The following is a 19,218-nucleotide window of genomic DNA, read 5'->3' as shown; positions in this document are numbered from 1 at the left end:
TCATGCGGCGCGGGCCGCCCAGTTCGGGAAGGGATCGGGCAGCCGTTCCCACAGGGCGGGCTCGAAACGGTCCTCGGGCACCAGGCAGGCATCGAGCCGGGCCCGGACCATTGCCTCGTCCATCGGATCGGTGCCGATGAAGACGATCTCTTGGCGCCGGTCGCCCCAGAGCGGATCGAGCTTGGGCGCCATCAGGCGGTGGAAATCGGGATCGTCGGGCCAGCGCTCGTTCGGCACGGCCGACCACCAGAGCCCGCGCCTCTCAGTCCGCACCTGTGCGCCGGCCAAAGCAAGTTCGCCGACATGGTTCGGGCGCGTCGCTAGCCAGAAGAACCCCTTGGCACGTAAGACGCCCGGCCATGGCTCGCCGATGAAGCGCTGGAGCGCCGCCGGCTGGAAAGGGCCCCGGGCCCGGTAGACGAAGGAGCGGATGCCGTATTCCTCGCTTTCCGGCACATGCGCTGCAAATCCGTGCAGTTCGCGGTACCAGAGCGGATGGGTATGGGCCTTGTCGAAGTCGAACAGGCCGGTGCCCAGCACCGCGCCGAGCGGCACGTGGCCGTGGTTGCACTCGACGACCAGCGCCCCGGCGTTCAGCCCCCTGACGATGGCGCGGGCGGCGGCGAGCGCCGCAGGGCCGGCGAGCGCGGCCTTGTTGAGGACGACGACGTCGGCGAACTCGATCTGCTCGACGAGCAGGTCGACCAATGTGCGCTCATCGCCCTCGCCGAGGGATTCGCCGCGATCCCTGAGGAAGTCGCTGGAGGCGTAGTCCTTCAGGAGGTTGGCGGCGTCGACAACGGTGACCATCGTGTCGAGGAGGGCGACGTCCGACAGGCTGAAGCCGGCCTCGTCGCGGAACTCGAAGGTGGCGGCCACCGGCAGCGGCTCGGAGATGCCGCTCGATTCGATCAGCAGCGCGTCGAAGCGCTGCTCGGCCGCCAGCCGCTGCACCTCGGCGAGGAGATCGTCCCGGAGCGTGCAGCAGATGCAGCCATTGGTCATCTCGACCAGCGTCTCCTGCGTGCGCGACAGGTCGGCGCCGCCGTCGCGCAACAGCGCCGCGTCGATATTCACCTCGCTCATGTCGTTGACGATGACGGCGACCCGCAGCCCCTCGCGGTTGCCGAGGACGTGGTTGAGCAGCGTCGTCTTGCCGGCGCCGAGGAAGCCGGAAAGGACGGTGACGGGCAAACGTTCCATAGCAAGCTCCGTGGTCGGGATGGAGCTTAGTAATGTTATTTTATTACGACGTCAATCGTGGATTCAGCGCTGCTGGTTTCGTCCGAAGTGGGCGAGGATCCGTCGCACCATGACGAAGGTGACGGTGACGGTTCAGGGTAGGTTCCAGTCAAGCAGCATCGAACGTGTGACGAGCGCGACAGCGTGCGATGCGAGCCGTCCGCTTCTGACAACTTCAAAATCTATCGGGAACGTCTCAGAAGGGTCGAAAGCGGCCGATTCTGAGGCAGCATATTCTGCCTCGCCCCTTGTGTCGTTGACCTCAATCGGTTTCGGCGACGTTTGATTCCGCCTCGAAAGACAAGGTGCCTAAAAACGCCTCCAGCGAGGCGACTTCACTATCGTCTAGGTACACCCCGTTGATCGGCTCGGCCGCCCACGCCTTGAGGCGCTCGTAGAAATCTGCCCTCTGAACCGGGGACATCGGCAATTATTGCCGGTTCAGATCACGTAACGGACGCAGCGACTTCGGGGCTGCGACCCTGGCATGTGGCTCAGATGCCCCCTTGACATCGGTCTCCGGGACAAGCCGCGTGGTAATGTCGAGCTTCAGGTCTCGGAGGAGATCGCAAAGTTTTTCCGGCGCCGATCTCCAGAAAATCATCCGGGCGGGGCTGGCGCCCTAAGATGACGGTAAGCGACTGACGCTCGACGGTGAAGTTTTCGAACTCCGGTCGACGTCGCCGTTCCTCTCGCGACGGCGGTGCATGAACTGACGACAAATGCCGCGAAGTACAGCGCGCTTTCGGTCCCGCAGGGGCGTCCGACGGTCAGATGGAAGACGGAACGCCCGCGAAGCGACAGCACGCCGCATCTGGAATGGATCGAGAACAACGGTTCACCCGTCGCTCCCTGACCCGGCGCGGGTTCGGCTCGACCTTGTTGGAGTGCCTCCTGGGCGGGCAACTCGGCGGCACGGTCGATGTGAGCTATCCGCCAGAAGGTGCAAGGGTGCGCATTCAAGCTTCGAACTCGAAAGCATCGGTTTCTTCGTAGGATCGCGGTGTGCGACGCGCGTCGCACGCTCGCAAAGGTCGGGCAAACCCGCCGAAAGAGCCGATCCGCGCCGCGACGGGCACTGTCTCTGCCCTGCCATCGGCGCCGAATCGTCACCGCAAACGTGCATCTCGCTGATAGGCTTTCACGATCCGTGGTAAGGATCGGGGGGAACGGCGGTCATTCGCCGGTGCGAGGGGTGAACGACCATGAGCCTATCGAACGCGACGCTTCCCGATGGCCGCGCCGTCCATTGCGTCAACGACTACGAGGTCGGCTTCGGCTGGCACGAAATCGTCTCGGACGACCTGACCCAGCATGGTCTGACACTCCCGGACAGGGGCACCTACGTCGATGTCGGTGCGAATATCGGCTTGTTCTGCCTGCGGCTGCGCGACCTGTGCCCGCGCGCGCGAATCTTCGCCTTCGAGCCGATGCCCGCCGCCTTCGGGGCACTGCAGCGAAACGCCGAAGACATGGGCGGGCCGGTCGAGGCGCGCCGGTTGGCGCTCGGCAGTGCCGCCGGAGAGATCGTGTTCGATCATTATCCTGCCATCTCGGCGCTCTCGACGGCCGATCCAGCCATCGGGCACACGCTGGCCGGCGGCCTTCGCGACCTCCTGTTCGGCGATGGGGCGAGCCCGGAAATCCGCGCCATCATCGACCGGACGGGCGCGCATGAGCGGCTCGACGATACGGAATTCGTCGAGCGCCTGTTCCGCACCGAGGCGATCACCGCCGAGGTCGACACGCTCGACAATGTCGTCGCGCGCTACGGTATCGGGCCGATTGATCTGCTGAAGATCGATACCGAGGGGCAGGAGCGGGCCGTGCTGGACGGGATCGGCCCGGCCTTGTGGCCGCAGATCCGGCAGCTCCTGGTCGAGGTGCATCGCGGCCCGGAGGAGCGGGACCAATTCCTCGCCGAGCTGGAGGGCCATGGCTTCAGCGCGGTCGTCGAAAGCCACCCGATGGCGCAAGGTGGCGCGCCGGTATCCCACATCTACGCCCATCGTCCTTGAGCGTCTGCCGTCCGGTTTCGGGCCACGCACGTCCCTGAGGGGCGCTCTGCATCGAAAGGTCTGGCGGGAGCGCGACCTTCGGTGTTCTATTCGTACCAACCGTCGCCGGAGCATCCGTCATGTCAAGCAGCCAGCAGGCTACCGAAAACTCCGGCGACGCTGCGGGCCCGCCTGACGCCTCGCCGCTCTCCTTCGGGATCGACTGGTGGGCGATGCTGGGCGACCCGAACTATCTCACCGACCCCTATCCCGAGTTGAAGCGGATCCGGGAACTCGCGCCGATCCATTACGACGGGGTCTCCGGCATCTATTTCGTCCCCGGCTATCGCGAGTTCGCGATGATCGCGAAGACGCCGCTGATGGGGCGTGACACCCGCTTCTGGGCGAGCGGCTGGAGCAGCCCGGAGAACCAGCTGCGCGACCCGCAGACCTATGAACTATTCACCGAATTCCAGCCCCAGATGATCAACGCCAACCCTCCGCATCACCGTCGGATGCGCGGGGTCTACGAGAAGGCTTTCCGGCCCGGCGACATGGTCCGCTATCTGCCGATGATCGAAGCCGAGTGCCGACGTCTGCTCGACAGGCTGCCCGCGGATCAGCCCTTCGACTTCATGACGGCATTCGCCAATCCGCTGCCGCACCGGATCTCGCTGCAGCTCTTCGGCATCCCGATGGAGATGGACGAGCCGATCGCCGAGTGGATTGCAGCGCTCAGCTGGCTCGGCAACATCGTCATGACGTCTGAACAGAAGCGCGCCGCGCAGCGAGCCCAGACGGAGTTCAAGGCTTTCGTGCGGAGCCATCTGCGCGCACTTCGAGACGAGCCCGGCGACGGCTTCGTCGCCTTGTCCCTGGCCGCCGCGGAAGCCGGCGTCATGGACGAGGAGGAGACCGTCAACAACGTCGTCATGCTGATCTCGGGCAGCCGCACCACGCTGACGCTGCTCGGCAACGGCATGCTGACCCTGCTGCAGCATCCCGACCAGTTCGCCCGGCTGCGGGCCAATCCCGGGCTGATGCGTCCGGCGATCGAGGAGATGCTGCGCTACGAACCCGGCAGCAGCCTGATACCCCGCGCCGGCATCAAGGAGTTCCGGTGCGGCGACGCCGTCATTCCCGAGGGATCGCTCGCGATCGGCCTGGTCGGCGCGATCAACCGCGACCCGGCCCTGTTCGACATTCCCGATGTCTTCGACATCGGCCGGCGGCCCAATGCCCAGGCGGCGTTTGGCGGCGGCCCGCATGTGTGCATCGGCAAGGCGCTCGCCCGCATGACCGCCCAGGTAGCCTTCACGGCGCTGATGAACCGGTTCGACCGGATCGAACTGGCGGGAAAACCCGTCTGGTGGACCGATCGCAGCGATCAGCGGGGGCTGCAGTCGCTGCCGCTGCTCATGCGCGAGGCCTGACACCAGCTTGGAACGGTCTTGTGTTCGCTCCGCGAATGTCTCCACGCAGCAGGCTTCAGGGGCCCCTCCGTCATGACCCGATCCGACGTCGCGAATGCCTATGCCCCGGACTTTCCGCCTGACATTTCCGGGGTCGACTGGTGGGCGATGCTCGCCGACCCGGCCTATCTGGCCGATCCCTATGCGGCGCTGAAACGCATCCGCGATCTGGCGCCGGTGCATCAGGACCCGGTATCCGGCATCTACTTCGTCCTCGGCCATGACGCATTCCGCCGGATGGCCACGGCACCGGAGATGGGCCGGGACACGAGCCTCTGGCGCGACGGCTGGAACTCGCCGGAGAACCGGCTGCGCGATCCGCTGAGCTTCGAGCTGTTCGGCGAGTTCCAGCCGCAGATGACCAACGCCAACCCGCCGGAGCACCGCCGGATGCGAGCGGTCTACGAGAAGGCGTTTCGCGAGGCTAGCCTGGCATGGCTGCGCCCGGCGATCGCGTCCGAATGCGCGGACCTGCTGGATAGCCTGCCGCTCGATGCGCCGGTCGATTTCATGGCGGCCTTCGCCAACCCGCTGGCCCGGCGCGTGACGCGCGTTGCCTTCGAACTTCCCGCCGAAATGGACGCGCAGGTGGCCGAATGGGTCGCGGCCCTCAGCCTGGTCGGCAACATCATCATGTCGCCCGAGGAGAAACGGGATGCGCTCTCGGCGCTGCGTGCCTTCAAGGCCTATCTGCGCGACCGGCTGACCGCCGGGATCGACCCGAACGGTCTGCTGGCCCTGGCGCAGGCGTCCCATGCGGACGGCACGATGGACGAAGAGGAAAGCCTCACCAACCTAGTGACGCTGGTTTCCGGCGGGGCCGCGACGGCGACGCTGCTCGGCAACGGCATGCTGGCGCTGCTGCGCCATCCGGCCGAGTTCGGCAGGCTGCGGGCCGATCGCGCGCTGGTCGGCTCGGCCGTGGAGGAAATGCTGCGCTACGAGCCCGGCGGCAGCTTCATTCTCCGCGTCGCGATCCGCGACTATCGGTGCGGTGACATCCTCGTTCCGGCGGGCTCGCTGGCAATCGGCCTGGTCCCGGCGATCACCCGCGATCCCGCGCAGTTCGACGATCCCGACCGGTTCGACATCGGCCGGCGGCCGAACCCCCATCAGGTCTTCGGCGGCGGGCCGCATATCTGCCTCGGCAAGGCGCTGGTCCGGATGACCGCCGAGGCGGCCTTCGCCAGGCTGGCGGAGCGGTTCGGTCGGATCGAACTCGCCTGCAATCCCGTCTGGTGGACGCATCGCAGCGACCAGCACGGCCTGCATTCCCTCCCGCTTCGGTTCGGACACGCATGATGAACGACGCTACAACCGAGGCGATCGACTGGTGGACGCTGCTGACAGACCCCGGCTACCTCGCCGATCCGCATTCCCATCTCAGGCGCATCCGTGAACTGGGCCCTGTCCACCATGACGCGGCCACGGACATCTATTTCGTCCTCGGCCACGAGCCGTTCAACGCCATGCTCCGGGCGCCGGAAATGGGCCGCGACACGCGGCGGTGGACGAATGGCTGGGATCGGCCGGGCAGCAAGGAGAGCGATCCGCTGAGCCACGCGCTGTTCAGCGAATTCCACCGCCAGATGGTCAACGCCGATGCGCCCGACCACCGCCGCATGCGCGACGTCTGGGAAAAGGCCTTCCGCCCGGCGGAGATCCCGCCGCTGAAGCCGATGATCGAGGCCGAGGCCCAAGCCTTGCTCGACGCCCTGCCGAACGACGGGCCGGTCGAGTTCATGACCGGCTTCGCCAACCACCTGCCGCTGCGGGTCGCGCGCAATCTCTTCGAGATTCCGGCCGAGATGGATCCGCAGCTGGCGCTGTGGAACGGCGCGCTAATCAGGATCGGCGACATCATGATGGGGCCGGGCGAGAAGCGAGAGGCGCTCGATGCCCTGCGGGCCTACAAGGCCTATCTGCGAGCCCATCTGGCAGCACGCCGCGACAATCCGGGCACCTGCTATGTCGCGCTGGCGTTGCGGGCGATGGACGCCGGGCTGATGGACGAGGAGGAGACGCTGAACAACCTCCTCGGGCTTGCTTCCGGTAACGAGACGACGGTCAATCTTCTCGGCAACGGGCTTCTGTCGCTGCTGCGGCACCCCGAACATATGGCGCGGCTGCGCGCCGAGCCAGAGCTGATGCGGTCGGCCATCGAGGAGATGCTGCGCTTCGAGCCGGCGATCAACTTCATCCTCAGGGTGGCGATCGCTGATTTCGATTGCGTCGGCACCACCATCCCGGCCGGATCGCTGGTCATCGGCCTGATCGGTGCGATCAACCGTGATCCGGCCCGGTTCGATGATCCGGACGGCTTCGATATTGCGCGCCGGCCCAACCCGCAGGCGATCTTCGGCGGAGGCCCGCATGTCTGCATCGGCGCGGCGCTGGCGCGGCTGCAGGCGCAGACCGCCTTCACCGCGCTGCTCGAACGCTATCCGCGGATCGAACTGGCCGGCGAGCCTGTCTGGTGGACGGACCGGACGAACCAGCGCGGGCTGGCACATCTGCCCTTGCGTCTGGAGTGAGCGCGGACGCGATCTCTGGGGTCAGCGGCAAGCCTTCTGCAGATCCGCCAGCCGTTTCAGGTTTCCGCCGAAGGGGCTCAGTAGCGCCACCGCCCGCGAGGGGGATTCGGCCGAGAGTTCCTGCCGCAGGATCGCGGCGAGGCTGCCGGTCGGGCTGAGATCGACATAGAACGCGCCGCCGGCAGCCTCGATCGCGGCGATGGTGGCGCGCAGGCGCATCGGATCGCGGACGATCCGCCAGGTCGCGCCGTGGTCGGCTGCTTCGATCGGGCGGGCGAGACAGGCCGACCAGACCGGCCAGAACGGCGATTGGAACGACAGGTCCGCAACCGAGGCGTTATAGCGTTCCCGCGCCGCCTCGACCCAGCGCGAGTGAAAGGCGAAGGGAACCGGCAGGCGCTGGAAGGCGACGTCCAGCCGGCGCAGTTCGTCGGTCACGCGCTCCGTGTCGGTCGCCAGGCAGGCGAGGACGCAATGGCGTTCGGCGTTGGTTCCGGCGACCTCCGTCACCTGGCTCAGGACGTGTGACCGGGCGCGCAGGCTCTCCGGCGCGAGCACGGCAATGAGCGCGCCGGGGGGCGACGTGGCCGCAAACACCGCCGGCTGCCGCGCCACGGCATGCAGCGCCGTCTCGAACGGGATCATTCCGGCAAGGCTCATGGAGACGAACTCGCCGAGGCTGACGCCCAGCAGCATGTCCGGCCGCATGCCCATGGCCTGCAGCATCTTGGCGGTGGCGAATTGCGTCATGAAGAGTGAGGGATGGGTGTGTTCGAGCCTGTCGAATTGATCGCCGATGCTCTTGGCCCGGTCGTAGATCCTTTCCAGCGGCGAAAACCCGTGGGTGCGCCGCAGGATCTTCTCGCCGATCTCCATCCATTGACGGAATACCGGTTCTGCGCCCATCAGGTCGGCCGCCATGTGATGGTATTGCGATCCCTGCCCGGCGAAGCAGAACGCCACGGGAAGGGACGGGGAAGGGGGAACCATGGGGGAGACCTTGGTCGGAGATCCGGTCGCTGGGCGCTTCTTGTCGCACGGCCCGGCCGCGAACGGAAAGCTGCTCGTCGACGGCGACCGGGTCGCCGCCTGGTACCTGCCGCTCGCAGAAATCGGGCCAGCCGACTGGCTGCTCCTGGAGTCGCTGCTGATCCCGGCGGAGCGGGCGCGGGCGGCGCGGTTCCATTTCGAGCGCGACCGCCTTGTCTATATCGCCGCTCATGCGCTGGTGCGGGGTCTTCTGAGCTTCTGCACCGGCCACCCGGCGCGGGACTGGCGGTTTGCGGTCGAAGCCCATGGCAAGCCGGAACTCAGCGTCCCTGCCGGCGCGCCGCGGCTGCGCGTCAACCTCTCGCACACCAGGGGCCTGGCGGCGGCGGCCCTGACGATCGACCACGATATCGGCGTAGACGTCGAATGGCTGGCGCGGACTGTGGAAACGGCAACGCTTGCCATGCGGGTCCTGTCTGAGGCGGAGCGTCGGGTTCTCGCGGCAGCACCGCCGGCGGAAAGGGTGGAGACCTTCCTGACCTTCTGGACGCTCAAGGAGGCTTACGTGAAGGCGATCGGCAAGGGCCTGTCGCAGCCGTTGGAGGCGTTCTCGTTCGATCTCGACAGGCTTACCATCCGGTTCGACGATGAAGCGGGCGACGATGCCGCGCATTGGCGCTTCGACGCCCGGCGCCCCTCGGCCGATCATCGGATGGCGCTCGCCGTGCGCCATCCGGACCCGTCGCGGCTCGACGTCGATGTCGGCCCCGCGCCGCTCGCCTATCTTCGTGGACTGGCCGTCTGATCGTCAGGCGGCGTCGGCAGGATGGTCCGCAGATAGGGCGCCATGCCCCGGCTCTGGTCCCATTGGCGCGGATAGCCGAAGGAAACCTCCTCGAAGCGCGTGCCGTCGCGCCAGTCGGTCCGGCGGACATGGAGATGGCCGGAGACGACGACGCGGGCATTGTAGCGCCGGTGCCAGTCGTCGGTCCGGCGGGTGCCGCACCACGGCGTGAAACGCGGCGCGCGGGGGATGTGGATGAGGTCGCCGCGCAGCGGGAAATGGTTGACCAGGACGGTCGCCATGCCGGCCCCGATCTCGGCGAGGCGTTGCTCGGTTTCGGCGATCCGGTTGTCGCACCACGCATCCCGGGTCGGCCACGGGGCCGGGTCGAGAAACATCTCGTCGGCGCAGACCGCGCCTTCCTCCCGGGCCCAGTCGACGACGCCCGCCCGGTCGATATGTGCCGGCCGGAAGCTGTAGTCGTAGAGCAGGAAGAGCGGCGCGATGATGCAGGGACCGCCAGCGCCCGACCAGGTCTGGTACGGGTCTTCAGGGGTTACCACGCCGTTGTCTCGGGCGAGTTTCACCAGCGCGCGATAGCGCGGCTCGCCCGCCAGCGCCGGCCGGCCCGGCTCGTGGGGGATGGCCCAGAGATCGTGATTGCCGGGGACCCAGAAGACTTTCGCAAACCGGTTTGTCAGCGCCTCGAAGGCAAGGCGCATATGGTCGAAGCGTTCGGCGACGTCGCCGGCGACGATCAGCCAGTCTGCGCCGTAAGAGGGCAGCGCGAGGAGGGCGTCACGGTTGGCCTGGCTCGCCAGATGCAGATCGCTGATCGCCAGGAGTTTCATCGCTTCGGCAGCCCCGAATCCCGTCCGCGCTCTTGGGCGCGAGGGAGGCTTTTCATGCGGAGCCGATCCTGTCCACCGCCATGGCCGCATGAGCGAGATGCGGGTGAGCAACCGCATGCGCGCGTTTCGTTTCGCAGCGACTTCTCCGATGCGGCTGTGCCATATCATAGATCGACATCCTGCCGCTGCGTCCGCATTGTCTGCCGGACCTGCGGTCGGGCACGATCGAGGAGGGGGAGACATGAGCGAGGCGAGGCGTGACGGCGACATCGACTGGTGGTCGATCCTGTCCGATCCGGTCTTCCTCGCCGATCCCTACCCCGTGCTGCGCCGGCTGCAGGCGAGGGGGCCTATCCATTTCGACTCCGCCAGCGGAATCTATTTCGTCCTCGGCCACAAGGCCTTCTCGAAAGTGGCGAAATCGACGGCCATGGGGCGCGACACGCGCCGCTGGACCAACGGCTGGTCTTCGCCGGACTACCGCCTGAACGATCCGGTCGGCTATAGGCTGTTCAGCGAGTTCCAGCCGCAGATGATCAGCAATGACGGCGAGGATCACGCCCGCATGCGCAAGGTCTACGAGCCGGCCTTCCGCAGCCAGGCGATGGCGGCGATGGCGGAGCTGATCGAGATCGAGACGCAAGCCCTGCTCGACGCCATGCCGGACGCGGGCGAGACCGACTTCATCGCGGCCTACGCCGCGCCGCTGCCGCTGCGGGTCCTGTGCAAGCTCTTTGACATTCCCGCCAGCATGGACGAGACGATCAGCCGGTGGAGTGCGTCGCTGATCCGCATCGGCGACATCTTGATGCTGCCGGAGCAGAAGCTCGAGGCCTTGGCGGCATTGAACGAGTTCAAGGACTTCCTGCGCGAGCAGATCGCCGCGCGCCGTGACGCCGACGAGGACAATCTCATGGGCATGGCGATCCGCGCCCATGACGGCGGCACGCTGGACGAGGAGGAGACGCTCACCAACCTCGTCTCGATGCTGGTCGCCGGCCACGAGACGACCGTCACGTTGATCGGCAACGGCATGCTGCTGCTGCTGCGCCATGACGAGGAAATGGCGCGGCTGCGGGCGGACCGCCGGCTGATGCGCACGGCGATCGAGGAGTTTTTGCGCATGGAGCCGGGTGGCAACATGATCCTGCGTGTGGCGCGGGAGGATTTCGCGGTCGAGGGCACTCTCATTCCGGAAGGTTCGCCGGTCATCGGCCTGATCGGCGCGATCAACCGTGACCCAGCGCGGTTCGACCGCGCCGACGCGGTGGATATCGCGCGGCCGTCCAATGCCCAGTTCACCTTCGGCGCCGGCGCGCATTTCTGCATCGGTGCCCCGCTGGCCCGGCTGGAGGCGCAGATCGCGTTCTCCGCGGTGCTCGACCGTTACAGCCGGATCGCGCTTGCCGGGCCGCCGGCGTGGCGGCTTGACCGGATGAACGCCCGCGGTCTCGCCAGCCTGCCGGTCCGCCTGGAGCGCGCCGCTTGACCCGACCGGTCGGCATCGAGGCGATGAACGTCTTTGGCGGCATGGCCTGTCTCGACGTGCGCGAGCTCTGCGACTATCGCGGCCTCGACATGCCGCGTTTCGAGAACCTGCTGATGCAGGAAAAATCCGTCGCGCTGCCATACGAGGACCCGATAACCTTTGCCGTCAACGCGGCGAAGCCGCTGCTCGATGCGATGACGCCGGAAGAGCGCGGCCGCATCGAGATGGTGATCACCTGCACCGAATCAGGCATCGATTTCGGCAAGTCGATCAGCACCTATCTGCACCGGCATCTCGGCCTTGAGCCGAACTGCCGGTTGTTCGAGATCAAGCAGGCCTGCTACTCGGGCGCGGCCGGGCTGCAGATGGCGGTGAACTTCGTGCTGTCGCAAACGTCGCCAGGCGCCAGGGCGCTGGTGGTGACGACCGACATTTCCCGTTTCGCGCTGGCCGACGCCGGTGCGGTCGAGGAATGGGCCTATTCCGAGCCGAGTTCGGGTGCCGGCGCCGTCGCGATGATCGTCTCCGAGACGCCGGCCATCCTGCAGATCGATCCTGGCGCCTACGGCAACCACGCCTTCGAGGTGATGGACACCTGCCGGCCGGGTCCCGATGCCGAGGCGGGCGACGCGGATCTGTCGCTGATGGCCTATCTCGACTGCTGCAACGGGGCCTTCAACGATTATGCGCGCCGTGTCGAGGGCGCCGATTTCCGCCGAACCTTCAACCAGCTGTGCTTCCACACGCCGTTCGGTGGCATGGTGAAGGGCGCGCATCGCCATCTCATGCGCAAGCTCTACAAGGCGCCCATCGCAGAGGTCGCCGCCGATTTCGACCGGCGGCTGGCGCCGAGCCTGGCCTACGGCAAGCGCGTCGGCAACACCGCGGGCGGATCGGTCTTCGTTGCGCTGGCCGGAACGATCGACACGATCGCAATCGCCGAACCGCTGCGCGTCGGGCTGTTCTCCTACGGGTCGGGCTGCTGCTCAGAATTCTTCAGCGGCGTCGTCACGCCGCAAGGCGCGGAGCGCCTCCGGTCGATGGCCATCGCCGAGACGCTCGACCGACGCTATCGGCTGACGATGGCGGAATATGTCGCGCTGCTGTCCAGCCCGGACGTTGTCCGCTTCGGCACGCGGGACGTCGAACTCGACCACGGCGTCGTGCCAGGCGCCTGGCCGACCGCCGGCAAGGGCGATCGCCTTGTCCTCGACAGGGTCGTCGGCTACCACCGGGAGTATAGCTGGGTTTGAGCGATCCGAGCGACGATCGCGGCCCGCGCCGGGGGAACAGCTTGGACAGCAACCAGATCGTCGCGCTCATCGTCGCCGAAATTCGCGAGACTGTGCCGGAGCTGTCGGGGCAGCCGATCGCCCGTGCCGACTCCTTGGCGGATTTGGGCGTCGATTCCATCGAGCGCAGCGAGATCATCCTCGCCGTGATGGAGCAACTGGGCCTGAAGATCCCGCTGGTCGAGCTGCACGGGCCCCGCAATATCGGCGAGCTGGCCGACCTACTCCATGCCAAAAGCGCCGCCTGATACCCCGTCGATCGTCGTGACGGGCATCGGCGTCGCCTGTGGCCTCGGCCATGGCAAGGCGGCGTTCCGCGACGGGCTTTTCGCGGGCAGGGACCTCTTTTCGCACCTCGCTCGGCCCGGTCGCGAAGCCCCGGAGGGCGACAGTGCCTTCGTCGGCATCGAGATGTCGGAGCCACCGGCAATCCTGCCGGCGCGTCTCGCCCGAACCACCACCTTCGGCGAGCGGGTGGCGATCGCCGTGCTGGACGAGGCGTGGCGCGAGGCCGGCCTGGAAACGATCGATCCGTTGCGCATCGGGCTCGTGGTCGGGGGCACGAACCTTGCCGCGCGGGAGCAGGCGCTTGCCGCCGCGAGCTTCGCCGGCCGGCTCGCCTATGTGCCGCCGCGCCACGGTCACATATTCCTCGACACCGACATTGGCGGGCTCTGCACCGCGACCTATCCGATCCGCGGCTTCGCCTACAGCGTCGGCGCCGCCTCCGCGAGCGGCACGGTGGCGATTATCCAGGCCATGGATGCCATTCGTAGCGGCCGCGTCGACGTCTGCATCGCGCTGGGGGCGCTGCAGGACGTGTCGGCGCACGACCTCCAGGCGATGCGCGCCATGGGCGCCATGGGAACCACGCGTTTCGCCGATAGGCCGGGCGCGGCGTGCCGGCCGATGGACCGTGGCCATGACGGCTTCATCTATGGCGAAGCCTCCGCCGCGCTCGTGCTCTGCCGGTCCGACATGGCCGGCGACGCCAAGGCCTACGGAACGCTGCTCGGCAGCGCGCTCGTTGCCGACGGCACGCGCGGGCCGGAGCCGGACTCGCAGGGGCAGGTGCGAGCGGCCACGAACGCCCTGACCGAAGCCGGGCTGACTGCGGCCGACATCGACTACGTCAACGGCCACGCCACGGGCACGCCCGCCGGCGACGCGGCCGAGCTTGCCGCCTACCGGACGCTCGGCCTGACCGGCGCCCGGATCAACGCGACCAAGTCCATCCTCGGCCACGGGCTGGCCGCCGCCGGTGCCATCGAGGTCGCCGCCGTGCTCATCCAGATCGAGGCCGGGCGCCTTCATCCGACACGAAACCTCGACAACCCGCTCGATCCGCGCTTCGACTGGGTCGGTGCCGTTGCCGTTCCGCACGCCATCCGCCATGCGCTGAAGCTCTCCTTCGGCTTTGGCGGGACCAGCGCGGCGCTGGTGATCGGCGCGCCCGACAAGGAGAGCCGGCAATGACGTACGAGACGCTGCAAGTGTCGACCGGCGACGGGATCTGCCGCATCGTCTTCGATCGCCCGGCGGCCGGCAACGCCATCAACGCCCGCATGATCGTGGAATTCGCCGCGATTCTCGCCCAATGTGAGGGAGCGGGACCCGATGGCGTGCCGATTGCGATCGTCGTGATCGAAGGCGGCGACGACGTGTTCTGCGCTGGCGGCGACTTCGATGCGGTCGCGGCGGACGGCGCGGCGGGGGATCCCGAACCGCTCTACGACGTCTGGCGGGCGCTGGCCGAAGGTCCCTTCGTCAGCATCGCTTTGGTGCGCGGTCGCGCCAATGCCGGCGGCGTGGGCTTCGTGGCAGCCTGCGACATCGTCATCGCCGAAGAGCCGGCGCGGTTCGGACTGTCCGAGCTGTTGTTCGGCCTGTTCCCGGCTTGCGTCCTGCCGTTTCTGGTCCGGCGCGTCGGCCATCAGCGGGCCCATTACATGACCTTGATGACGCGGCCGGTCTCGGCGGCGGATGCGGCGGCGAGCGGTCTCGTCGACGTCCTCTGCGACGACGTCGCGCGCGAACTGGTTCGCCATCTCGATCGGCTCAAGCATCTGCGCAAGCCGGCGATCGCCCGCTATAAGACCTATATGGCGACCTGCCGCGGTGACCTGGATGCCGGCAAGGCATCGGCGCTGGCGGCCAACCGTGCCTGCTTCGACGACCCGGCGGTGATCGCCGGGATCCGACGCTACGTGACGGAACTGAAGCTGCCCTGGGAGGCGTGAGCCAGCTTTTCTCGCGTCAGGTCGACGATTTTCTCCAGCGGCGGCAGGACGCCTTGGCGGCGACCCTCGCGGCTGACGAAAGCGCGGTGGAGGAGACTGATCGACAGGAGGAACAGGAAGGTCTGGTTTTCCTTCGTGCTGATCTCGCAAGCCGGTTTCGTCAGCACCTTGGTTGCCAGGCGCTGGGCGAAGCGGGAGTCGAGAAACGGGATCTTGCCGAGTTCCTCGGGGCTGAGCACCAGGTCCAGATAGTCCGGACGCACGGCCGCGAAGGCCGCGCCGTCCGGCGCGCGGTAGGGAAATTTCGGCTTGTCGACGATCCTGTCCGGCAAGCGGTCGCGAAAGGCCTCGCGGAGCAGGCGCTTCTCGCGAAAGCCGTCGTCGAATTTCAGGTTCAGGGACGATGCCAGCGCCACGATGTCGGGATCGAGGAACGGGCAGCGGTTCTCGACGCCGTGGGCGAGACTCATACGCTCGCCCTGGGTGGACAGCAGATAGCCGGGCAGGAGCGTCTGGTATTCCAGCCATTGCGCCCGTTCGGTCGCCGACATGGCCGAATAGGCGCTGCAGTTCCTGGTCAGCGCGGTGATCGCCGCAAAGGGCGAGCCGGCATGCTTCAGGAGCCGGGTCGAGAACAGGCCGTTCTGGAAGCGCAGCTCGTGCGAGAAGAGGCCCGGCATGTGTTCCCGCGAGAACTGCTGGTAAAGGCCGGTCAGCGCGGCGATATCCTCGGGCCCGTAATGGCCGAGATGCGGATAGAGCGATTGCAGCCGCTCGCGCCGGACGTCCTCCGCCATGTCGCTCCAGGCCGCGCGCAGCAGGGTCTCCTTGAACAGATCGTAGCCGAGAAAGGCCTCGTCCGCGCCCTCGCCGCTGAGGATGACCTTGATGCCCTCGTCCCGGGTTCGCTGCGACAGGATGAACATCGGCACGAAGGCGCTGCGAAAGGCCGGCATTTCGGCATGGAAGACGGCGTCGGGCAGGGCATGGGCGATGTCGGCGTGGCTGATCCGCTCGGCGTGATGGCGCGTGCCGAGATGGGCCGCCACCAGGCGCTGGTCGGCGGATTCATCGAACTCGGAATCCTCGAACTCGACCGAAAAGGTCGAGAGCTTTCGTGTCGAGAAGTCGCCGGCCAGCGCGGCGACGATGGCAGAATCGACCCCGCCGCTGAGATAGACGCCGACCTCGACATCGCTGCGCAGGCGCAACTCCACGCTGCGGGCGAGCCGCGTCCGGATCAGTTCGACAGCCTCGGCCTCGCTGGCGACCGCCGGTCCAGCGTCGAACCGCAGCTCGGCATAGGTCCGGGCGGTGACCGAGCCGTTGCGGAGACTGAGCCACTGCCCCATCGGCAGGCTTTCGATGCCGATGAAGCCGGATTGATCCGGCAGCGGCGTCGTCTGGCCGAGTATGGATGACAGCTGCGCCGGGTCCTGTTCGAAGGCAAAGCCGGGGATCGCGAGAAACGCCTTCATCTCCGACGCGAACAGCAATGCCTTCCCGTGGCGGGCATAGAAGAGCGGTCGTTTGCCGAAACGATCGCGGGCGAGGACCAGGTCCTTCGTCCAGCTGTCGTAAAGCGCGAAGGCAAAGCCGCCGTTGAAGCGGCGCAGGCAGTCCGGGCCCCAAATGATCCAGGCGTTCAGGACGACTTCGGTATCGCAATGGGTCCGGAACGTGCAGCCGAGCGCCCGAAGGGTCTCGCGCAGTTCGCGGTAATTGTAGATCTCGCCGTTGTAGCAGAGCCAGTAGCGGCCGGTGTCGTCGCCGAAGGGCTGCGCCCCGCCCGCCGGGTCGAGGATGGCGAGGCGGACCGTGCCCATGGCGAAGCCGTCGTCGACAAGATAGCCCGCACCGTCCGGCCCGCGATGGCCGATATTTGCGAGTATGTCGCTGATGTCAGCCGACAGGGCCTCGGCGGGCCGGGCCGGATGGACGATGCCGGCGATGCCGCACATGATTTTCCGCCTGTTCTACGTCAGCCGGCCGGATGGCCTGCCGTCTTCAGCGCCACCGCCCGCTCGATCTGCGTCAGGCTGACCATGACACCGCCCGTCATCTCCTGCTCGGTGAACTTGATCGCGAATTCCTTCTCGAGAAACCGAATCAGCTGGATGTAGCCGAAGGAATCCATAACGCCTTCCTTGAAGAGGTCGGCGCTTTCCGGAAAGCTTTCGTCGAACTCGATCAGGAATTGTTCTTCGATGAAACGGCGAACCTTCGTCATGGTCTCGGGTTGCTCTCGGGAAACGTGCGGGTTGGGGTCGCCGGACGAAGATCCGTTCGCCGCCTTTCAGGGCAAGGAACAGCGTAGGGAAACATTCGGCTGAACGACAGGGCTGGAGCGCGTATTTTTACGCCGGGTCAGGCTTTCCCTGCAGGACGGCGGTCACGCGGTCCCGATCGGCCGGCAATGCTCCGGACGGCGTCCGCCGTTGCCGCATAAATAACGGATTTTAATGAGTTTTATCGCAGGCCGGCCCGTGGTTGTCGCTTGCGTCGGGGCAGGCCTCCGCATAGCATGTTAGCCAGCATGGGCAGGGCTGCTTACCGCGCAAGCGCAACCGCCGGAGCCGAAGGCCAGGCTCTCCTTGCGGCGTTAACATCGCTGACATGGTTCGCTAATAGACCGATGGGGCATTCCGGAAGGTTTCCATCCGAGGGGGAGTCAGGATGGCCGGTCGTCAATGAATATCGTCCGCCTCCTTCGGGGGGGATTGCCCGCCAATCGTCGTTTCATCTTTGTCATCACATGCCTGTCCGGGCTGGGAAATGCCGGTCTCGTTGCGCTGATCAACCAGGCAGCCGAGCATGCCCTGCTCGGGCGGGCCGTCGGCTCGCAACTTCTCGTTGCCTATCTCCTGACGCTGGCATTCTTCTTGCTCGCCAACCGCGCCTCGCTGCAGCAGACCAACCGGTTCGTGCAGTCGCGTCTCGAGGCAACCCGGCGGCGCCTTGTCGCCAAGATCCTGCGGGCCGATCTCAGGACGCTCGAAACCCTCGGCCCAAGCGACATCTACCTGACCGTCGCGCAGGAAACCGACCATCTGTCGCAGACATTGCCATTGCTGATCGGAGCGGCGCAGAGCGCGTTCCTGCTGCTTTTCCTGCTCGTCTACATCGCGACCCTGTCGTTCGTGTCGTTCGTCGTGGTGGCCGGGTTCATCGCACTCGGGATCATCGTCTTCGTCGGGCGGCAGCGGGCGCTCAGCGGCGCGCTCGCTGAGGTGCATCACCGCGAAGCGGCGATGCTCGAGACCCTGTCGCACTTCACGCTCGGCTTTCAGGAAATCCGCCTGAACGCCGACAAGAACGATGCGATCTTCCGCCATTTCGCAGAGGTGACGGGCCGGCTGAAGACCGTGGTGGTCGGGCTGGGTGGGCGCTGGGTGACCCTCCTGCAGTTCAGCAACGCCTTCGTGTTCCTGCTCGTGGGCGTCGTCGTGTTCGTGCTGCCGGTCTTCTTCTCCGGCTACACGGACACGATCTACAAGATCGTTGCCGCGTCGGTCTTTGCGATCGGGCCGATGGCGGCCATCACCTCGGTCGTCCGCCTCGTCGGCCGGGCAGAGGCGGGCCTCGGTCACATCTATTCCCTGGAGCAACGGCTCGACGAGGGCGCACCGGCAGCCGTGGCGCCATTGCCGCGCCAGCGCTCGCCGTTCAGGGCGTTTGCTTCCATCGACCTGGTCGGGACGACCTTCCGCTATGTCGACGCGGACGGGATCACCACCTTCACGGCGGGTCCGCTCGAACTCTCCATCAAGCGCGGGGAGATCGTCTTCATGACCGGGGGGAACGGCAGCGGGAAGTCCACGGCGCTGAAGCTTCTGTGCGGGCTCTATGCACCGACGGGCGGTCGCATCGTCTGTGACGATGTAGCGATCGACGAAGCGAACCGGCAGGAATATCGGGAAATCTTCTCCAGCATCTTCATGGATTTCCACCTCTTCGACCGGCTTCACGGGCTGGAGGACGTCGTGCCGGAAGAAGTAGATCGGCTGATCGCGCGGATGGAGCTCAGCGACAAGGTCGGGTTCCGGAAGGGGCGCTTCACGACCAGCGACCTGTCCACGGGCCAGCGCAAGCGCCTCGCCATGATCGTCAGCCTGCTTGAGGACCGCGAGGTCTATCTCTTCGACGAATGGGCGGCCGATCAGGACGCGCATTTTCGCGAGGTCTTCTACACGGAGATGCTGCCGGACCTCAAAGCTCGCGGCAAGACCGTGGTGGCCGTCACCCACGACGACCGCTACTGGGACCGGTGCGACCGGCGCGTGGCGCTGGATCTCGGCATGATGTTGCCCGCAGGGGGCGCCTAGCG

The 19,218-nt window shown here is 66.6% G+C and carries 17 protein-coding genes; 11 read left to right on the top strand and 6 right to left on the bottom strand.

Annotation, left to right across the window (positions count from 1 at the left end; all coding sequences use genetic code 11):
• The gene (locus tag GTW51_RS01620) at positions 1-1,203 is read right to left on the bottom strand and encodes a GTP-binding protein (RefSeq protein ID WP_163042127.1); all 1,203 of its coding nucleotides are present in this window, start codon (positions 1,201-1,203) and stop codon (positions 1-3) included.
• A 301-nt stretch (positions 1,204-1,504) separates the two neighbouring features.
• Positions 1,505-1,666 (bottom strand): hypothetical protein, encoded by a 162-nt coding sequence (locus GTW51_RS01615; RefSeq protein ID WP_163042126.1) that lies wholly within the window; start codon positions 1,664-1,666, stop codon positions 1,505-1,507.
• A gap of 781 nt (positions 1,667-2,447) precedes the next feature.
• On the opposite strand from GTW51_RS01615, the gene GTW51_RS01610 reads away from it, so the two are divergent.
• The 4 genes from GTW51_RS01610 to GTW51_RS01595 all read left to right on the top strand — a co-directional run bounded on the left by GTW51_RS01610 (position 2,448) and on the right by GTW51_RS01595 (position 7,245).
• A complete protein-coding gene (locus GTW51_RS01610; protein ID WP_163042125.1) occupies positions 2,448-3,260 on the top strand; it encodes an FkbM family methyltransferase in 813 nt (270 codons plus the stop codon).
• A gap of 119 nt (positions 3,261-3,379) precedes the next feature.
• Positions 3,380-4,672: a cytochrome P450 gene (locus tag GTW51_RS01605; RefSeq protein WP_163042124.1), complete on the top strand. Its 1,293-nt coding sequence runs from the start codon at positions 3,380-3,382 to the stop codon at positions 4,670-4,672.
• 72 nt (positions 4,673-4,744) lie between these two features.
• A complete protein-coding gene (locus tag GTW51_RS01600; protein ID WP_163042123.1) occupies positions 4,745-6,013 on the top strand; it encodes a cytochrome P450 in 1,269 nt (422 codons plus the stop codon).
• The gene (locus GTW51_RS01595) at positions 6,013-7,245 is read left to right on the top strand and encodes a cytochrome P450 (RefSeq protein WP_163042122.1); all 1,233 of its coding nucleotides are present in this window, start codon (positions 6,013-6,015) and stop codon (positions 7,243-7,245) included. The genes GTW51_RS01600 and GTW51_RS01595 overlap by 1 nt, the downstream gene beginning before the upstream one ends.
• Before the next feature lie 21 nt (positions 7,246-7,266).
• Here GTW51_RS01595 and GTW51_RS01590 read toward each other — a convergent pair whose 3' ends face one another.
• Positions 7,267-8,235 carry an acyltransferase domain-containing protein gene (locus GTW51_RS01590; RefSeq protein ID WP_163042121.1) on the bottom strand — a complete coding sequence of 323 codons (969 nt, stop codon included), beginning with the start codon at positions 8,233-8,235 and terminating at the stop codon, positions 7,267-7,269.
• Between GTW51_RS01590 and GTW51_RS01585 the strand changes: the two genes are divergently transcribed.
• Positions 8,234-9,040 (top strand): 4'-phosphopantetheinyl transferase family protein, encoded by an 807-nt coding sequence (locus tag GTW51_RS01585; RefSeq protein ID WP_163042120.1) that lies wholly within the window; start codon positions 8,234-8,236, stop codon positions 9,038-9,040. The two genes, GTW51_RS01590 and GTW51_RS01585, sit on opposite strands and share 2 nt — an antisense overlap.
• Here the strand turns inward: GTW51_RS01585 and GTW51_RS01580 are convergent.
• Positions 9,016-9,870 (bottom strand): metallophosphoesterase family protein, encoded by an 855-nt coding sequence (locus tag GTW51_RS01580; protein ID WP_163042119.1) that lies wholly within the window; start codon positions 9,868-9,870, stop codon positions 9,016-9,018. The two genes, GTW51_RS01585 and GTW51_RS01580, sit on opposite strands and share 25 nt — an antisense overlap.
• A gap of 241 nt (positions 9,871-10,111) precedes the next feature.
• On the opposite strand from GTW51_RS01580, the gene GTW51_RS01575 reads away from it, so the two are divergent.
• The 5 genes from GTW51_RS01575 to GTW51_RS01555 are packed head-to-tail and all read left to right on the top strand — an operon-like array spanning position 10,112 to position 14,891.
• A complete protein-coding gene (locus GTW51_RS01575; RefSeq protein WP_163042118.1) occupies positions 10,112-11,359 on the top strand; it encodes a cytochrome P450 in 1,248 nt (415 codons plus the stop codon).
• Complete coding sequence (locus tag GTW51_RS01570) at positions 11,356-12,612, top strand: hydroxymethylglutaryl-CoA synthase family protein (protein WP_163042117.1); 1,257 nt, start codon at positions 11,356-11,358, stop codon at positions 12,610-12,612. Before GTW51_RS01575 ends, GTW51_RS01570 begins: the two co-directional genes overlap by 4 nt.
• On the top strand, positions 12,609-12,899 hold the full coding sequence (locus GTW51_RS01565; RefSeq protein WP_203565835.1) for an acyl carrier protein: 291 nt from the start codon (positions 12,609-12,611) through the stop codon (positions 12,897-12,899). The genes GTW51_RS01570 and GTW51_RS01565 overlap by 4 nt, the downstream gene beginning before the upstream one ends.
• Positions 12,880-14,127 (top strand): beta-ketoacyl synthase N-terminal-like domain-containing protein, encoded by a 1,248-nt coding sequence (locus tag GTW51_RS01560; RefSeq protein ID WP_163042116.1) that lies wholly within the window; start codon positions 12,880-12,882, stop codon positions 14,125-14,127. Before GTW51_RS01565 ends, GTW51_RS01560 begins: the two co-directional genes overlap by 20 nt.
• Positions 14,124-14,891 carry an enoyl-CoA hydratase/isomerase gene (locus GTW51_RS01555; RefSeq protein WP_163042115.1) on the top strand — a complete coding sequence of 256 codons (768 nt, stop codon included), beginning with the start codon at positions 14,124-14,126 and terminating at the stop codon, positions 14,889-14,891. Before GTW51_RS01560 ends, GTW51_RS01555 begins: the two co-directional genes overlap by 4 nt.
• On the opposite strand, the gene asnB is transcribed toward GTW51_RS01555, so the two are convergent.
• Entirely contained in the window at positions 14,855-16,852 is a 1,998-nt protein-coding gene (gene asnB / locus GTW51_RS01550; protein WP_163042114.1) for an asparagine synthase (glutamine-hydrolyzing), read from the bottom strand. The two genes, GTW51_RS01555 and asnB, sit on opposite strands and share 37 nt — an antisense overlap.
• A 20-nt stretch (positions 16,853-16,872) precedes the next feature.
• A complete protein-coding gene (locus GTW51_RS01545) occupies positions 16,873-17,121 on the bottom strand; it encodes an acyl carrier protein (RefSeq protein WP_163042113.1) in 249 nt (82 codons plus the stop codon).
• Positions 17,122-17,581: 460 nt separating this feature from the next.
• On the opposite strand from GTW51_RS01545, the gene GTW51_RS01540 reads away from it, so the two are divergent.
• Positions 17,582-19,216 carry a cyclic peptide export ABC transporter gene (locus GTW51_RS01540; protein ID WP_163042112.1) on the top strand — a complete coding sequence of 545 codons (1,635 nt, stop codon included), beginning with the start codon at positions 17,582-17,584 and terminating at the stop codon, positions 19,214-19,216.
• Positions 19,217-19,218 lie beyond the last annotated feature (2 nt).

The sequence above is a fragment of the Aurantimonas aggregata genome (assembly GCF_010500835.1).
In the GTDB taxonomy this organism is placed as follows: domain Bacteria; phylum Pseudomonadota; class Alphaproteobacteria; order Rhizobiales; family Rhizobiaceae; genus Aurantimonas; species Aurantimonas aggregata.
This window is presented reverse-complemented; position numbering and strand designations above follow the sequence as displayed.

Coding starts and splice junctions, on each gene's coding strand:
- GTW51_RS01620 (WP_163042127.1), bottom strand. CDS start 1,203: ATGGAACGTTTGCCCGTCACCGTCCTTTCCGGCTTCCTCGGCGCCGGC.
- GTW51_RS01615 (WP_163042126.1), bottom strand. CDS start 1,666: ATGTCCCCGGTTCAGAGGGCAGATTTCTACGAGCGCCTCAAGGCGTGG.
- GTW51_RS01610 (WP_163042125.1), top strand. CDS start 2,448: ATGAGCCTATCGAACGCGACGCTTCCCGATGGCCGCGCCGTCCATTGC.
- GTW51_RS01605 (WP_163042124.1), top strand. CDS start 3,380: ATGTCAAGCAGCCAGCAGGCTACCGAAAACTCCGGCGACGCTGCGGGC.
- GTW51_RS01600 (WP_163042123.1), top strand. CDS start 4,745: ATGACCCGATCCGACGTCGCGAATGCCTATGCCCCGGACTTTCCGCCT.
- GTW51_RS01595 (WP_163042122.1), top strand. CDS start 6,013: ATGAACGACGCTACAACCGAGGCGATCGACTGGTGGACGCTGCTGACA.
- GTW51_RS01585 (WP_163042120.1), top strand. CDS start 8,234: ATGGGGGAGACCTTGGTCGGAGATCCGGTCGCTGGGCGCTTCTTGTCG.
- GTW51_RS01590 (WP_163042121.1), bottom strand. CDS start 8,235: ATGGTTCCCCCTTCCCCGTCCCTTCCCGTGGCGTTCTGCTTCGCCGGG.
- GTW51_RS01580 (WP_163042119.1), bottom strand. CDS start 9,870: ATGAAACTCCTGGCGATCAGCGATCTGCATCTGGCGAGCCAGGCCAAC.
- GTW51_RS01575 (WP_163042118.1), top strand. CDS start 10,112: ATGAGCGAGGCGAGGCGTGACGGCGACATCGACTGGTGGTCGATCCTG.
- GTW51_RS01560 (WP_163042116.1), top strand. CDS start 12,880: ATGCCAAAAGCGCCGCCTGATACCCCGTCGATCGTCGTGACGGGCATC.
- GTW51_RS01555 (WP_163042115.1), top strand. CDS start 14,124: ATGACGTACGAGACGCTGCAAGTGTCGACCGGCGACGGGATCTGCCGC.
- asnB (WP_163042114.1), bottom strand. CDS start 16,852: ATGTGCGGCATCGCCGGCATCGTCCATCCGGCCCGGCCCGCCGAGGCC.
- GTW51_RS01545 (WP_163042113.1), bottom strand. CDS start 17,121: ATGACGAAGGTTCGCCGTTTCATCGAAGAACAATTCCTGATCGAGTTC.
- GTW51_RS01540 (WP_163042112.1), top strand. CDS start 17,582: ATGAATATCGTCCGCCTCCTTCGGGGGGGATTGCCCGCCAATCGTCGT.